The following is a 14423-nucleotide window of genomic DNA, read 5'->3' as shown; positions in this document are numbered from 1 at the left end:
CCGTCGAGGGAACGTTCCCTCGACGGGCGCGGCGCATCCACAGATACCCTTGACCGGTGACCGACGCCCAAAAGACCGCAGAAGACACGACACTGCGCAGCTCCGGAGACGCTCCTCCGGACCCGAGCCTGGCGCCGGTCCCCCTATTGGAACCGCGCGAGGGCATCCCCCCGGTGACGACCACTCCCGAAGGTCTCGCCGAGGTGGCCGCCGCCTTCGCCGCCGGTACGGGGCCGGTCGCCGTCGACGCCGAGCGGGCCTCCGGCTACCGCTACGGCCAGCGCGCCTACCTGGTGCAGTTGCGCCGCGAGGGCGCCGGCAGCGCGCTGATCGACCCGGTGGGGTGCCCGGACCTGACGGTGCTGGGCGAGGCGATCGGCGACGCCGAGTGGGTGCTGCACGCCGCCACCCAGGACCTGCCGTGCCTACGGGACATAGGCATGGTCCCGGCCCGTCTCTTCGACACCGAGCTGGCCGGGCGGCTGGCCGGATTCGCCCGGGTCGGCCTGGGCGCCATGGTCGAGAACGTGCTGGGCTACGCGCTGGAGAAGGGCCACTCCGCCGTCGACTGGTCCACCCGCCCGCTCCCCGAACCGTGGCTGCGCTACGCCGCGCTGGACGTGGAGCTGCTGGTGGACCTGCGGGACGCGCTGGAGGAGGAGCTCGCCCGGCAGGGGAAGCTGGAGTGGGCGCGGCAGGAGTTCGCGGCCATCGCCGCGGCGCCCCCCGCCCCGCCCCGCAAGGACCCCTGGCGCCGCACCTCGGGCATGCACAAGGTGCGCAGGCGCCGTCAGATGGCGGTGGTCCGGGAACTGTGGGAGACCCGCGACCGCATCGCCCAGAAGCGCGACGTCTCGCCCGGCAAGGTGCTGGGCGACGCCGCCATCGTCGAGGCCGCCCTGAACCTCCCGCCCAACGCGCACGCGCTGGCCGCGCTCCCCGGCTACGGCCACCGCATGGGGCGCCGTCAGCTCGAACAGTGGCAGGCGGCGATCGACCGGGCCCGCGCGCTGCCCGAGACGGAGCTGCCGCAGCCCGGCCAGCCGCTCAACGGCCCGCCGCCGCCCCGTTCCTGGGCGGACAAGGACCCGGTCGCCGCGGCCCGGCTGTCCGCGGCCCGCGCGGCGGTGACCGCGCTCGCCGAGCAGCTCAACCTCCCGCAGGAGAACCTCATCACCCCGGACACGGTCCGCCGGGTGTGCTGGGAGCCGCCCGCCTCCCCCAGCCGCGACACGGTCGCCGCCGCCCTCGCGGCCCACGGCGCCCGCCCCTGGCAGATCGAGCAGGTCGCACCCGTCCTGACGGAGGCGCTGACGGCGGACGGGGGCTGAGGGAGCGGGCCTGCCCGCGGAGCCTGAAGGCGCCTAACCCGTCACGCGACTGACACACCGTCAGGCGGTCGCGGAGATGACGGAATCCGACGCACGAAGCCGCACGCCGCACGCATACGGACGGCGGGGTGCGCGCATACGGACACGGCGCACGCATGCAGGCAGCGGGGCGGCCCGTTTACGGACACAGTGCGCACCCATACGGACAGCGGGACGCACGCATACGGACACGGCGCACGCATACAGGCAGCGGGGCGCACGCAAACAGACGCGGGGCGGGAGCCCGACCGCTCCCGTCCCGCGCCGCCGTATGAGCCGGTGCCCGCCCCGGCAGCGGTCCCCTCAATCCCGGTCGACGTGCTCCCGCAGCACCTTGCGGTTGGTCGCGTCGATGTCGTACGTCGTCTTGTTCCAGTCGTCCGTCGTCACCACGTCGACGGACCAGATGAGCCGATCGTTGTCGTCGCGCTCCAGCTCGACGTCGGTGACGGTGCCCTTCTTGCGGCCGGTGGCGGTATCGGTCGCCTGCTGCGGCGTGACGTCGGCCTCGCGCAGGCGGTCGGCGAGCTTGCGCTTGTCCTCGTCGTCCTGATGCTTGCTCTGCGGGTTGCTCGCCTTGCCGGAGACGGCGTCGACGCTCAGTTCCGAGGCGGTGCCGTCGTCCCTGGCGACCTCGGTCTCCCATTGCGGGGTGGCGCCGGAGTGCTGCTTGAGCTCCAGGTGGACGAGCCTCGCGCCGGAGACCGCGCCCAGTGCCGTGACGATCGCCTTGTCGTAGGGGACCTTGGCCTGCGGTACGAGCCGCTTGCGTTCGGCCTGGTCCTCGGTCAGCCGCTCGGACGGTGAACCGGAGCCGGACGGGGACGCCGTACCGGAGCCGGAGCCGGAGGGGGACGGGGAGGTCGAGCCGGACGCCGACGCCGTCCCCGACGCGCTCGCGTTGCCGCCTCCGCCGTCGCCGTTGTCGTCCCCGCACCCGGCGGCCAGCGCCCCGGCCGCCGCCACCGCGCACACCACCGCGACCGCCCGCGGCACACCCGGCCGCCGCCCCGGGGCCGGCCCGGCTTCCGGCGCGCCCGCCCCGCGTTCCGCCCTGCGCACACCCATACGCGTCTCCTTTCCCGTCATAGGCGAACTTTAGATCCACAACGGACCCATACCGGTCAAATGCCCCGACACGGCCGATAAACGCGCCGATCCCCAGCCAGAAAGAGCGCATCGGGGGCCGTCACCGGACACCCCGTCTCGCGATGTGACCTTCGACGCTCCCGCCGAGGGGGCTGGGCAGCGTGGTTACCCGCAAGTAGCATGACGGTGGGCGGCGCGCCGTGAGCGCGCCCCGCAGCAGTGCCATCCCGCACCTGGAGGAGAGCCAACGTGCCTCGTACCGCTAGGGACGTCGTCTTCGTCGACGGCGTCCGCACCCCGTTCGGCAAGGCGGGCCCGAAGGGCATCTACCACGAGACCCGCGCCGACGACATGGTCGTCAAGTGCATCCGGGAGCTGCTGCGCCGCAACCCGGACCTCGACCCCGCCCGCGTGGACGAGGTCGCCATCGCCGCCACCACCCAGATCGGCGACCAGGGCCTGACCCTGGGCCGCACCGCCGGCATCCTGGCGGGCCTGCCGCAGTCGGTCCCCGGCTACTCCATCGACCGCATGTGCGCGGGCGCCATGACGGCCGTGACCACGGTCGCGGGCGGCGTCTCCTTCGGGGCGTACGACATCGCCGTCGCGGGCGGCGTGGAGCACATGGGCCGCCACCCGATGGGCGAGGGCGTGGACCCCAACCCGCGGTTCGTCTCGGAGAAGCTGGTCGACGAGTCGGCCCTGTTCATGGGCATGACGGCGGAGAACCTGCACGACCGCCTGCCGCACCTGACCAAGGAGCGCGCCGACGCGTACGCGGTGCGCAGCCAGGAGAAGGCCGCCAAGGCGTACGCCGACGGCAAGATCCAGGCCGACCTGGTGCCGATCTCCGTGCGGCGCACCAACGCCGAGGCGGGCGAGACCGGTTGGGGCCTGGCCACCGCCGACGAGCCGATGCGCCCGGGCACCACGCTGGAGAACCTGGCGGGCCTGAAGACGCCGTTCCGTCCGCACGGCCGGGTCACCGCGGGCAACGCGGCGGGCCTGAACGACGGCGCCACCGCCTCCCTGATCGCCGCCGAGGACGTCGCCCGCGAGCTGGGCCTGCCCGTCAAGATGCGGCTGGTCGCCTACGCGTTCGCGGGCGTGGAGCCCGAGGTCATGGGCATCGGCCCGGTGCCGGCGACGGAGAAGGCGCTCGCCAAGGCGGGTCTGACCATCGACGACATCGGCCTGTTCGAGATCAACGAGGCGTTCGCCGTCCAGGTCCTGTCGCTGCTGGACCACTACGGCATCGCCGACGACGACCCGCGCGTCAACCAGTACGGCGGCGCCATCGCCTTCGGCCACCCGCTCGCCTCGTCGGGCGTGCGCCTGATGACGCAGCTGGCCCGGCAGTTCGAGGAGCAGCCGCACGTCCGGTACGGCATCACCACCATGTGCGTCGGCTTCGGCATGGGCGGCACGGTCATCTGGGAGAACCCGCACCACGAGGGGGCAGGCAAGTGAGCACCACCGCTGAGCTGTTGAAGAAGGCCGCCGAGCTGTTCCCCGGCGAGGTCGTCACCCAGGCGCACGTGCGCCACCTGGACCTGCCGCACGGCGCGGGCCGGTTCGCGCTGATCACGCTGGACAACGGCCTGGACCACACCAAGCCGACCACCTTCGGCCCGCAGTCGCTGGCGAACCTGAACGCCGCGATCGACCAGGTGGAGAAGGAGGCCGCGGACGGGGAGATCGTCGGTGTCGGCCTCACCGGCAAGCCGTTCATCTTCGCCGTCGGCGCCGACCTCAAGGGCATCGAGGCGCTGACCCGGCACGAGGACGCGCTCGCCATCGGCACCACCGGCCACGACGTCTTCAAGCGGCTGGCTCGGCTGGCCGTCCCGACCTTCGCGTACTACAACGGCGCGGCCATGGGCGGCGGCGTCGAGGTCGGCCTGCACTGCACCTACCGGACGGTGTCCAAGGCGCTGCCCGCCTTCTCCCTCCCCGAGGTCTTCCTCGGGCTCGTCCCGGGCTGGGGCGGCTGCACGCTGCTGCCGAACCTGATCGGCGCGGACCGCGCGGTGACCGTGATCATCGAGAACGCGCTCAACCAGAACCGGCAGCTCAAGGGCGCCCAGGTGCACGAGCTGGGCATCGCCGACGCGATCTTCGAGGGCGCCGACTTCCTGGAGCGGTCGCTGGAGTGGACCGCGTCCGTCCTCACCGGCCGCACCGAGGTCGTCCGGCCCGACGTGGACCGCGGCGAGGCCTGGGACGCGGCCGTGGCGCGCGGCCGGGCCCTGGCGGACGGCAAGGTGCACGGCGCCGCCCCGGCCGCCTACCGGGCGCTGGACATCATCGCCGCCGCCAAGAACGGCGACCTGCGGCAGGGCTTCGACGCCGAGTCCCAGGCGCTGGCCGACCTGATCATGGGCGAGGAGCTGCGCAGCGGCATCTACGCCTTCAACCTGGTGCAGAAGCGCGCCAAGCGGCCCGCCGGCGCCCCGGACAAGGCGCTGGCCCGCCCGGTCACCAAGGTCGGCGTGGTGGGCGCGGGCCTGATGGCCTCGCAGCTCGCGCTGCTGTTCGCGCGCCGCCTCCAGGTGCCGGTCGTGCTGACCGACATCGACCAGGAGCGGATCGACAAGGGCGTCGGCTACGTCCACGGCGAGATCGACAAGCTGCAGCTCAAGGGCCGCGTCAACCAGGACCAGGCGAACCGCCTCAAGGGCCTGGTCACCGGCTCCCTGGACAAGGCCGCGGCGTTCGGCGACGCGGACTTCGTCATCGAGGCCGTCTTCGAGGAGATGGGCGTCAAGCAGCAGGTGTTCGCCGAGGTCGAGGCGGTCGTGCCGGAGCACGCCATCCTCGCCACCAACACCTCCTCGCTGTCGGTCACCGAGATGGCCTCCCAGCTGCGCCACCCCGAGCGGGTCGTGGGCTTCCACTTCTTCAACCCGGTCGCGGTCCTGCCGCTGCTGGAGATCGTCCGGGCGGAGAAGACCGACGACGCGTCGCTGGCCACCGCGTTCGCCGTGGCCAAGTCGCTGAAGAAGACCGCGGTGCTGGTCAAGGACGCCCCGGCGTTCGTCGTCAACCGCATCCTGACCCGCTTCATGGGCGAGGTCCAGAACGTCATCGACGAGGGCACCCCGGTCGCCGTCGCCGAGAAGGCCGTCGAGCCGCTGGGCCTGCCGATGTCGCCGCTGGTCCTGCTGGAGCTGGTCGGCCCGGCCATCGGCCTGCACGTCTCCGAGACGCTGCACGGCGCCTTCCCGGACCGCTTCACCGTCTCCCCCAACCTCGCCGCCGTCGTCAAGGCCGGCAAGCGCGGCTTCTACGTCTACGACTCCGGCAAGCCGGAGCTGGACCCCGAGGTCGCTGCGCTGCTGGAGCAGGGCGACGTCGAGCTGACCGAGGAGCAGGTGCGCGCCCGCGTCCTGGACGCGGTGGCCCAGGAGATCGGCCTCATGCTGGAGGAGGGCGTGGTCGCCGAGCCGCAGGACATCGACCTGTGCCTGATCACCGGCGCGGGCTGGCCCTTCCACCTGGGCGGCGTCACGCCGTACCTGGACCGCGAGGGCGTCTCCGAGCGCGTCAACGGCAAGCGCTTCCTGGAGCGGGGGCTGGCTAGCGTCCCGGCGTAGTCCCTCTGCAGCGTTTCTGCAGCGCCTCTGCAGCGCCGAGCGGATGCCCGGCCCGGACACGGTGGTTTCCGTGCCGGGCCGGGCTTCGGTCGTTCGGGGGCCGGTTGCCGCGCGCCTATGGGACGTACGAGGCCGGACGCGCCTCCTGGGCCCCGCTCGCGCGACGGACGGATACGGACACCTCGTCTCGACGGACGGATACGGACACTCCTGTCGACGGACGGATACGGACGCCTCCTCTCGACGGACGGATACGGACAACTCCTCTCTGACGGCCGACACGGACGCGTCCCCTCCGGGGCGGCGAAGTGGCACGGACCGGGGCATGGCAGGCTGACCGCATGCTTCCCTTGGTCATCGTCGATGCGGCGAACGTCGTCGGCTCGGTCCCCGACGGCTGGTGGCGGGATCGGCGCGGCGCCGCCGAGCGGCTGCGCGACGCGCTGACCGGGTACGAGGAGGGCGGCCTGCCCGGCCTGGTCGATCCCCCGCTGGAACTCGTCCTCGTCGTGGAGGGCGCGGCCCGCGGCGTCCCGCCCGTCCCCGGCGTCCGGGTGGAAGCGGCGCCCGGGAGCGGGGACGACCGCATCGTCCAGCTCGTGGCGGACGAGGGGCGCTCACGGGACTGTTTGGTGGTGACGGCCGACCGGGAGCTGCGCGAGCGCGTACGGGCGCTGGGCGCCCGCGTGGCCGGGCCGCGAACCGTCCGGAGCCGGGGCCGCCGCGAGGACGGGTGAGGGGCCGTCAGGGACGCGTCAGGGACGGGAGTCAACCGTCCCACAGAGAGACAACCACCCCTCAGCCCGCCCTCCGCACATACAACACCGCCCCGTCCGCCACGCCACTCCGCTCGTACCGGCTGTGCAGCAAGGCGCGGAGGGCGGGCGTGCGGGACGGGGCGTACGGGGCGCCGCGCGAGTCGTCGACGACGAGGGCGGGCGGCCGGGCGGCGAGTTCGCGGCGGAAGGTGGGCCAGGTGCCGGGGACGGCGTGGGCCGGGCCGACCCGGGCGGGGCCCCGGCCGCCGCTGTAGTTGGTGAGCAGCCCGGCCGTCAGGAAGCGGCTGCCGGGGGCGCGGTCCGCGAGCCAGTACTGCTCGGGGTGCATCCCCCAGATCAGCACCGGTTCGCGCGGCTCCGTACGGGCCCGCACGGCGGCCACCACCCCCCGCGCGTGCGGCAGGTCGGGCGGCTGCGCGACCAGCCCCCACCCCCAGAACGCGCCACAGGACACCCCGCACAGCAGCAGCGAGCGGCGCGTCGCGCCCGCCGGCAGCCGGGCCAGCGCGCCGGCCGCCGGCAGTGCCAGGGGTGGCAGTATCTGCGCGTAGTAGTGGCCGAAGAAGTGGAACCCGACTGCCACGCCCACCGCGGACGCCCCCAGCCACGGCCACAGCCCGGTGGCACGATCGGGACGGCACCGCAGCAGTGGCAGTAATAGGCCCGCGCACGCCGCCGCCACCAGCGCCGTGTTGCCCGCGGCCCGCCCGGCGGCCGTCAGCACGGATCCGGCCACGTCGGCGTACGCGCCGGAGCCGGTGACCGTCCAGAACAGCAGCCGCCGCGGCTCGGTGAGGCACGCGACGAGCACGAACGGCCCGGCGAGCCCCGCCGAGAGCAGCACGGCGGCGCGGCGGCGGCCCCCCGGCGCGTACCGCAGCAGGCACAGGACGGGCAGCAGCGCCGCGCCCCCGGTCTGCTTGGTGAGCAGCGCTCCGGCCACCGCCAGCCCGGCGCCGTACCAGCGGGCGCGGTCCGCGCACCACAGGGCGGCGGCGGTCCACGGAAGCAGGAAGACCTCGAAGTTCGCGGCCTGCCCGTCCTGCGGGTTCAGTCCGATGGAGACGAGCAGGTACAGGACCGGGGCGGCGCGGCCCGCCCGGTCGCCCCAGCGGCGCCGGGCCACGGCGGCGAGCAGCACGGCCGTCACCACCTGGGCGAGGATCGCCGCGACCCGCAGCGGCCACAGCGACCGGTCGCCGAAGAGGGCGAAGGCCGCCTCGTACAGCCAGGGCAGCAGCGGCGGTTTGCGGTCCACGACCGTCTCGTACAGCGTCCCGCCCGCCGCGAGCATCCGGGCCTGGGTGGCGAGGAACCCTTCGTCCGGGTTCCAGAAGGGCTGGGTGAAGGACGGCAGCCGGGTGAACGACGCGAGGCCGACGGCGAGGGCCAGCAGACGCGGCCAGAAGGCGGGGCGGGGCAAAGCGACCGCCGCTCCCGGGTGCCGCTGCGGGCCGAGTTCGGGGCGCGGGCGGGTACGCGGGACGGACGGCATGATGCCCAGCACGCTAGAGCCCCGTACACCGCCGCGAGCGACGACATACGGGGCTCCGCCGGGTGAAACCGTCACGGGCGCCGGCCGAGGGCGGTCATCCCCCGGCCGGCACGGGTTCCGCGCTCACCCGGCCCGCACGGGCTCGGCGCTCACCCGGCCGGCGGCTCGGCCTCCTCCCGGGCCTGCCGCGGCACCGTCCCGCCGGCGCCCCGCCGCCCCTTCCCGATGCGGCTGTGCCGACGCCCGTACGCGGCGTAGACGACGACACCGACGACCATCCAGATCCCGAACCGCAGCCAGGTCTCCGCGGGCAGGTTCAGCATCAGCCACAGCGAGGCCAGCACGGACAGGATCGGCACCAGCGGCACCAGCGGTGTCCGGAAGGCGCGCGGCAGGTCGGGCCGGGTGCGCCGCAGGATCAGCACGCCGACCGCGACCACGAGGAAGGCGAAGAGGGTACCGATGTTGACGAGTTCGGCCAGCGTGTTGATGGAGGTGAACCCGGCCACGGCGGCGACCACGACGCCCAGCAGGACGGTCGAGCGGTACGGCGTCCCGAAGCGCGGGTGGACCTGCGAGAAGAAGCGGGGCAGCAGCCCGTCGCGGCTCATGGCGAAGAAGACCCGGCTCTGGCCGAGCAGCAGGATCATGCACACCGACGTGAGCCCGACGGCGGCCCCGAAGCTGATCACGCCCGCCCAGAAGGGGTGCCCGACGGACTTGAACGCGTCGGCGAGCGGCGCGTCCACGGTCAGCTTGTCGTATTTCTGCATGCCGGTGACCACGACCGAAACGGCGACATACAGAACCGTGCAGATCAGCAGCGAGCCGATGATGCCGCGCGGCATGTCGCGCTTCGGGTTCCGGGTCTCCTCGGCGGCCGTGGCCACGATGTCGAACCCGATGAAGGCGAAGAAGACGACCGCCGCCGCCGCGAAGACGCCCATCACGCCGAAGTTCGACGGCACGAACCCGAACAGGTCCTGGGACAGCGGCGCGGTCATCCCCCCGCCGCCCTCCGTGGGCCGGGCGTGCGGTATGAACGGCCGGTAGTGGGCGCCGCTGATGAAGAAGCTGCCGACGACGATGACGATCAGCACGACGGTCACCTTCACCCCGACCACCACGGACGTCACCCGGGACGACAGCTTCATGCCGAGCACCAGAATGCCGGTCAGGGCGAGCACCAGCACACAGGCGAGCAGATCGAAGCCGAGCACTCCGCCGTGCGTTCCGGACAGCTCCGGCGGGAGGTTCCACCCCGCCGAGGACAGCAGCGAGCGGATGTACCCCGACCAGCCGACGGCGACCACGGCGCACCCCAGCGCCAGCTCCAGGACGAGGTCCCAGCCGATGATCCAGGCGGGCAGCTCGCCCAGCGACGCGTACGAGAAGGTGTACGCGGACCCGGCGACCGGCACGGTGGAGGCGAACTCCGCGTAGCACAGCGCCGCCAGCGCGCACACCACCCCCGCCAGGACGAAGGACAACGCGACGGCCGGGCCCGCGGTCTCCTTGGCGATCTTCCCGGTGAGCACGAAGATGCCGGTGCCGATGATCACGCCGACGCCGAAGACCGTCAGGTCCAGGCCGGAGAGGGATTTGCGCAGGGCGTGCCGGGGCTCGTCGGTCTCCTCGATCGACTGCTCGACCGACTTGGTCCGCAAGAGGCCGCCGCCGCGGCCTCCCACCTTCTGTGGACTGGTCACCTTCTGTGGACTGGTCATGGGTACCTCCCGCTGATCGACCGCCACCCCCACCGGAACGGCCGGGCGCCGCGGGACCCCGGAACGGCCGGGATTCCGCGTGGCTCGGGAGCGGGCGGGGGCGGCGGAGTGCCGGACGGCAGGGACGCACCCGTGAAGGCGGGTGGTGGACGGCCACCCGGACCCGCGACCACTCGTACGGCCGTCCCGCGCGGCGGGGGCGGGCGAGCGCGCCGAGACTGGATCGCGTACGGCCCGGGACGGGCGCCGTCCGGCACCGGCCCGTCCGGCCGTCCTCCCAGACCCCTCCCCTCGATTCCGCCGTCCCGCACCCCGGACAGGAGCCCGGCATGACGCACACCCGCCGCCACGACCTCGGATTGCTCGCCCTGCGTTTGGGGGCGGGCGGCGTGCTGTTCGCCCACGGGACGCAGAAGCTGTTCGGCTGGTTCGGGGGGCACGGTCTGGACGGCACGGCGGGCGCGATGGAGCAGATGGGTTTCAGACCGGCCAAGCAGAGCGCCCTCGCGGCCGGGCTCGGCGAAGCCGGCGGCGGCACGCTGCTGGCCCTGGGGCTCGCCACGCCGGCCGCGGGCGCGGCGGCGGCCGGGGCGATGGCGGGCGCGGTGTCCGTGCACGCGCCGGCCGGGTTCTTCGTCACCTCAGGGGGCTACGAATACCCGGCCTTCCTCGGCTATGTGGCCGCCGCGCTCGGCCTGGCCGGCCCCGGCCGCTATTCGGTCGATCACGCCACGGGCCACCGGCTCAACCGGCCGTGGCTGGTTCTCGCGGCGTTCACGGGCAGCGCCGCGGCAGCGTGCTCGGTCGTCCGCCGCCGCGCCCGGGAGGCGGCCGAGCGCGAGGCCGCGGAGGACGTGGACGAGTGACGGTACGGACGGTGGGGTCCGTGGCCGGGACACCGAGCGGCACGGCCGACCGGGCGAGGGGGCCGCCGTGAGGGACGGTCGCCACGCCGATGGGCCCGTCCGGGCCGCTTTCGTTCCGGACGGGCCCCTTGGCTGTTTGCGTACGCCGCTTACGGCGGTTCGCTTTGCTTGGGCCGGTGGCGCCCTCCGGGTCCCTACGGCCTCCGGCCGACGGCGCGTGACCTCACCGATCGGCTGCGGGCAGCCCCCTCTGTCTCGCAATCCCTGGCGTGGGGGTTTGCCGCCTTCGGCGGGATGAGGTGGTGGGGCGGACGCCCGGTGCGTTTCGGGGTCGGGGCCGCCCCGGGGTACCTCCTCGCGGCAGTTGCGCCTCCCCGACGACATCTTGTGACGGGGCCGCCGCGCCCCAGTCCGCTGCGGGGGCACCCCGGGACGTCCCCTTACGCCGGTTGCGCGTCCGCCCCTTGTGGGGGGTTAAAAAGATTCGGGTCGGCCCGCTACAGGGTCCCGAGGGCACAAAACTGCCAACGTGGCCAGCCCTATCCGGACAAGGCCCTTTCCACCTCCCGTATACGTGGCCACCGCGCACGCCGCCCATGAGTACACCGTCTTCCGCGTGCCGCTCACGGAGGCGGACCGTCCTCCATACGGACGGAAAGTGCAGGACGGACAACACACAGCAAGCCTCACCGACTTGGCCCGCAAGGTCAGTCGGAACCGGTGACCTCCTGCCCCCAACGACCAAACGACGGCCCTCCGTGCCCACGAACGGCACCGGCCTGAGGCGGGCCGGCCCGTGTCTTTCCACCCCCCACAAAGGGGCGGACGCGCATCCCACGGAAGGGGACGCACCGGGGTGCCCCCGCAGCGGACAGGTGCGTGTCGGCCGGTTCCTACATCGCGTCGGGACAGCGCAAATGCCGCGAGGAGGTACCCCGGGGCGGCCCCGACCCCGTAAACAACGAAGCGTCCGCCCCACACACCTCCTCCCGCCGAAGGCGAACCACCCCCCACCGGCAGGTGGCGAAACCGCGCACCGGCAGATGGCAAAACCGCACCGCCAGGTGGCAAAGCCCCGCACCCCACCGAAGGACAAAACACCACATGGCCCGCCCGGAAAGATCCGGACGGGCCACGGCAACGGCCTCAGTCCCGCGGCGCGACCTCCGCCCGAGCGGCATCCTGGGGCGCCGCCTCGGACGAGGCCGGCTCCGCCTCGTCCTCGTAGCGGCCGTCCAGCCGGGCGACCAGCCCCGTCACCTGCCGCGAGATGTCCGGCGCGGTGAGGCCGATCTCCGCCATGACCTCCTTGCGGGAGGCGTGGTCCAGGAAGCGCTCGGGGATGCCGAAGTCGCGCAGCGGGAGGTCCACGCCCGCGTCGCGGAGCGTCTGGGCGATGGCGGAGCCCACGCCGCCGGTGCGGCTGTTGTCCTCGACGGTGACGACGACGCGGTGGCGGGCCGCCAGGCCCGGCAGGGCCGGGTCCACCGGCTTGACCCAGCGCGGGTCCACGACGGTGGTGGAGATGCCCTGCTTGTCGAGCAGATCGGCGATCTCCAGGCACATCGGGGCGAGCGCGCCCACCGACACCAGCAGCACATCCGGCCGCGACACCTCGGCACCCGGCTCGCGCAGCACGTCCATGCCGCCGACCCGGCCCACCGCCTCGACGGCCGGGCCGACCTTGCCCTTGGAGTAGCGCACGACGGTCGGCGCGTCGTCCACCTCGACCGCCTCGCGGAGCTGGGCGCGCACCTGGTCGGCGTCGCGCGGCGCGGCGATCCGCAGGCCGGGGACGACCTGGAGGAGGGACATGTCCCACATGCCGTTGTGCGAGGCGCCGTCGTCGCCGGTGACCCCGGCCCGGTCCAGGACGAAGGTCACGCCGCACTTGTGCAGCGCCACGTCCATGAGGACCTGGTCGAAGGCGCGGTTGAGGAAGGTGGCGTACACGGCGAAGACCGGGTGCAGGCCGCCGGTGGCGAGCCCGGCCGCGGAGACGGCGGCGTGCTGCTCGGCGATGCCCACGTCGTAGACACGGTCCGGGAACTCCGCGGCGAACTTGGCCAGGCCCACCGGCTGGAGCATCGCGGCCGTGATCGCCACGATGTCCTCCCGCTCCCGGCCGAGCGCGACCATCTCGTCACCGAAGACGGAGGTCCAGCTCGCGCCGCCGGCGGCGACGGGCAGGCCGGTGTCGGGGTGGATGACGCCGATGCCGTGGAAGCGGTCGGCCTCGTCCTGCTCGGCGGGCTTGTAGCCGCGGCCCTTCTGGGTGAGGCAGTGCACGATGACCGGGCCGCCGAACCGCTTGGCCCGCTGGAGCGCGGACTCCAGCGCCTCGATGTCGTGTCCGTCGATCGGGCCGACGTACTTCAGGCCCAGGTCTTCGAACATGCCCTGCGGGGCGATGAAGTCCTTCAGGCCCTTCTTGGCGCCGTGCAGCGTCTCGTACAGCGGCTTCCCGACGACGGGCGTCCGCTCCAGCAGGTCCTTGCCGCGGGCCAGGAAGCGTTCGTAGCCGTCGGTGGTGCGCAGGGTGGCGAGGTGGTTGGCCAGGCCGCCGATGGTGGGCGCGTAGGAGCGCTCGTTGTCGTTGACGACGATGACGAGCGGGCGGTCCTTGGCGACCGCGATGTTGTTCAGCGCCTCCCAGGCCATGCCGCCGGTCAGCGCGCCGTCGCCGATGACCGCGACGACGTGGTCCTTGCGGCCGGTGAGCTGGTTGGCCTTGGCCAGGCCGTCGGCCCAGCCCAGGACGGTGGAGGCGTGGCTGTTCTCGATCACGTCGTGCGGGGACTCGGCGCGCGAGGGGTAGCCGGACAGGCCGCCCTTGCTGCGCAGGCCGCTGAAGTCCTGGCGGCCGGTGAGCAGCTTGTGCACGTAGGACTGGTGCCCGGTGTCGAAGAGCACCTTGTCCTTCGGGGAGTCGAAGACGCGGTGCAGGGCGATGGTCAGCTCGACCACGCCGAGGTTGGGGCCCAGGTGGCCGCCGGTCTTGGAGACGGCGTCCACCAGGAACGTGCGGATCTCCCCCGCGAGCCGGGCCAGCTGCTCGGGGCGGAGCCGGTCCAGGTCACGCGGTCCCTTGATGCGGGCCAGCAGCGTCCGCCCGTCACCCGCCGCCGCACCGGATCGTCGCGCATCGCGCGGCACCTGCTGCACTGTGCCTCCTTGCTGTCGAGCTGGTTCGAGCCGATACGAGGTGGTACGGCCGGTTCGCTTTGTTCCCGATACGGCCGGTTCGTCTGCATGAAGCTCAGCGACCCTGCCGGTCTGCCGAGTCTAATGTTCCGCCCGCGACGCCGGTCATCGGCCCGTGCGTTCTGCGTCACTCGGGTGGCCGTCATCCGGGAGAGCTGCCGCGGCCCGGCGCCGGGGGCCGGGGCGTGGGCGGCGGCGCGGGACGGCGCCGCCGTACCGGGCCGTCACGGCCCCGTCCGCCCGCAACCGGGGGCCTCCATACGGGGGCGCGCCCGTACGGCCCACGGACCGAGCGGT

9 protein-coding genes are annotated in these 14423 nt (G+C 73.3%); 5 read left to right on the top strand and 4 right to left on the bottom strand.

Features of this window, described 5'->3' with window-relative positions; translation table 11 throughout:
• Positions 1-56 precede the first annotated feature (56 nt).
• Positions 57-1331 carry a ribonuclease D gene (locus ABZX96_RS36955; RefSeq protein ID WP_355553706.1) on the top strand — a complete coding sequence of 425 codons (1275 nt, stop codon included), beginning with the start codon at positions 57-59 and terminating at the stop codon, positions 1329-1331.
• A 342-nt stretch (positions 1332-1673) separates the two neighbouring features.
• Here ABZX96_RS36955 and ABZX96_RS36950 read toward each other — a convergent pair whose 3' ends face one another.
• A complete protein-coding gene (locus ABZX96_RS36950; RefSeq protein WP_355553703.1) occupies positions 1674-2438 on the bottom strand; it encodes a PepSY domain-containing protein in 765 nt (254 codons plus the stop codon).
• Between the two features lie 270 nt (positions 2439-2708).
• Here ABZX96_RS36950 and ABZX96_RS36945 point away from each other — a divergent pair, with 270 nt between their 5' ends.
• From ABZX96_RS36945 to ABZX96_RS36935, 3 genes are all read left to right on the top strand, one after another.
• On the top strand, positions 2709-3929 hold the full coding sequence (locus ABZX96_RS36945) for an acetyl-CoA C-acyltransferase (RefSeq protein ID WP_355553700.1): 1221 nt from the start codon (positions 2709-2711) through the stop codon (positions 3927-3929).
• Positions 3926-6055, top strand: coding sequence for a 3-hydroxyacyl-CoA dehydrogenase NAD-binding domain-containing protein (locus ABZX96_RS36940; protein WP_355553698.1), 2130 nt, complete (start codon positions 3926-3928; stop codon positions 6053-6055). Before ABZX96_RS36945 ends, ABZX96_RS36940 begins: the two co-directional genes overlap by 4 nt.
• A 341-nt stretch (positions 6056-6396) precedes the next feature.
• Positions 6397-6792, top strand: a complete 396-nt coding sequence (locus tag ABZX96_RS36935) for an NTP pyrophosphohydrolase (RefSeq protein WP_355553695.1) — start codon at positions 6397-6399, stop codon at positions 6790-6792.
• A gap of 61 nt (positions 6793-6853) precedes the next feature.
• Here ABZX96_RS36935 and ABZX96_RS36930 read toward each other — a convergent pair whose 3' ends face one another.
• Both ABZX96_RS36930 and ABZX96_RS36925 read right to left on the bottom strand, forming a co-directional pair.
• Positions 6854-8341: a glycosyltransferase family 39 protein gene (locus ABZX96_RS36930; protein WP_355553692.1), complete on the bottom strand. Its 1488-nt coding sequence runs from the start codon at positions 8339-8341 to the stop codon at positions 6854-6856.
• A gap of 137 nt (positions 8342-8478) precedes the next feature.
• Complete coding sequence (locus ABZX96_RS36925; protein ID WP_355553689.1) at positions 8479-10056, bottom strand: amino acid permease; 1578 nt, start codon at positions 10054-10056, stop codon at positions 8479-8481.
• 329 nt (positions 10057-10385) lie between these two features.
• On the opposite strand from ABZX96_RS36925, the gene ABZX96_RS36920 reads away from it, so the two are divergent.
• Positions 10386-10922 carry a DoxX family membrane protein gene (locus ABZX96_RS36920; RefSeq protein ID WP_355553686.1) on the top strand — a complete coding sequence of 179 codons (537 nt, stop codon included), beginning with the start codon at positions 10386-10388 and terminating at the stop codon, positions 10920-10922.
• Between the two features lie 1146 nt (positions 10923-12068).
• Here the strand turns inward: ABZX96_RS36920 and dxs are convergent.
• Entirely contained in the window at positions 12069-14087 is a 2019-nt protein-coding gene (gene dxs / locus ABZX96_RS36915; RefSeq protein ID WP_355553683.1) for a 1-deoxy-D-xylulose-5-phosphate synthase, read from the bottom strand.
• Between the last annotated feature and the right edge of the window lie 336 nt (positions 14088-14423).

Source organism: Streptomyces sp. NPDC003077 (assembly GCF_040611095.1).
GTDB lineage: Bacteria > Actinomycetota > Actinomycetes > Streptomycetales > Streptomycetaceae > Streptomyces.
Note: the sequence above shows the minus strand (reverse complement) of the source record. Positions and strands in the feature narration are given on the sequence as shown.

Bases quoted from the DNA above. Each gene is read 5' to 3' on its own strand.
- ABZX96_RS36935 (WP_355553695.1), top strand. From the start codon at position 6,397: ATGCTTCCCTTGGTCATCGTCGATGCGGCGAACGTCGTCGGCTCGGTC.
- ABZX96_RS36920 (WP_355553686.1), top strand. From the start codon at position 10,386: ATGACGCACACCCGCCGCCACGACCTCGGATTGCTCGCCCTGCGTTTG.
- ABZX96_RS36925 (WP_355553689.1), bottom strand. From the start codon at position 10,056: ATGACCAGTCCACAGAAGGTGACCAGTCCACAGAAGGTGGGAGGCCGC.
- ABZX96_RS36950 (WP_355553703.1), bottom strand. From the start codon at position 2,438: ATGGGTGTGCGCAGGGCGGAACGCGGGGCGGGCGCGCCGGAAGCCGGG.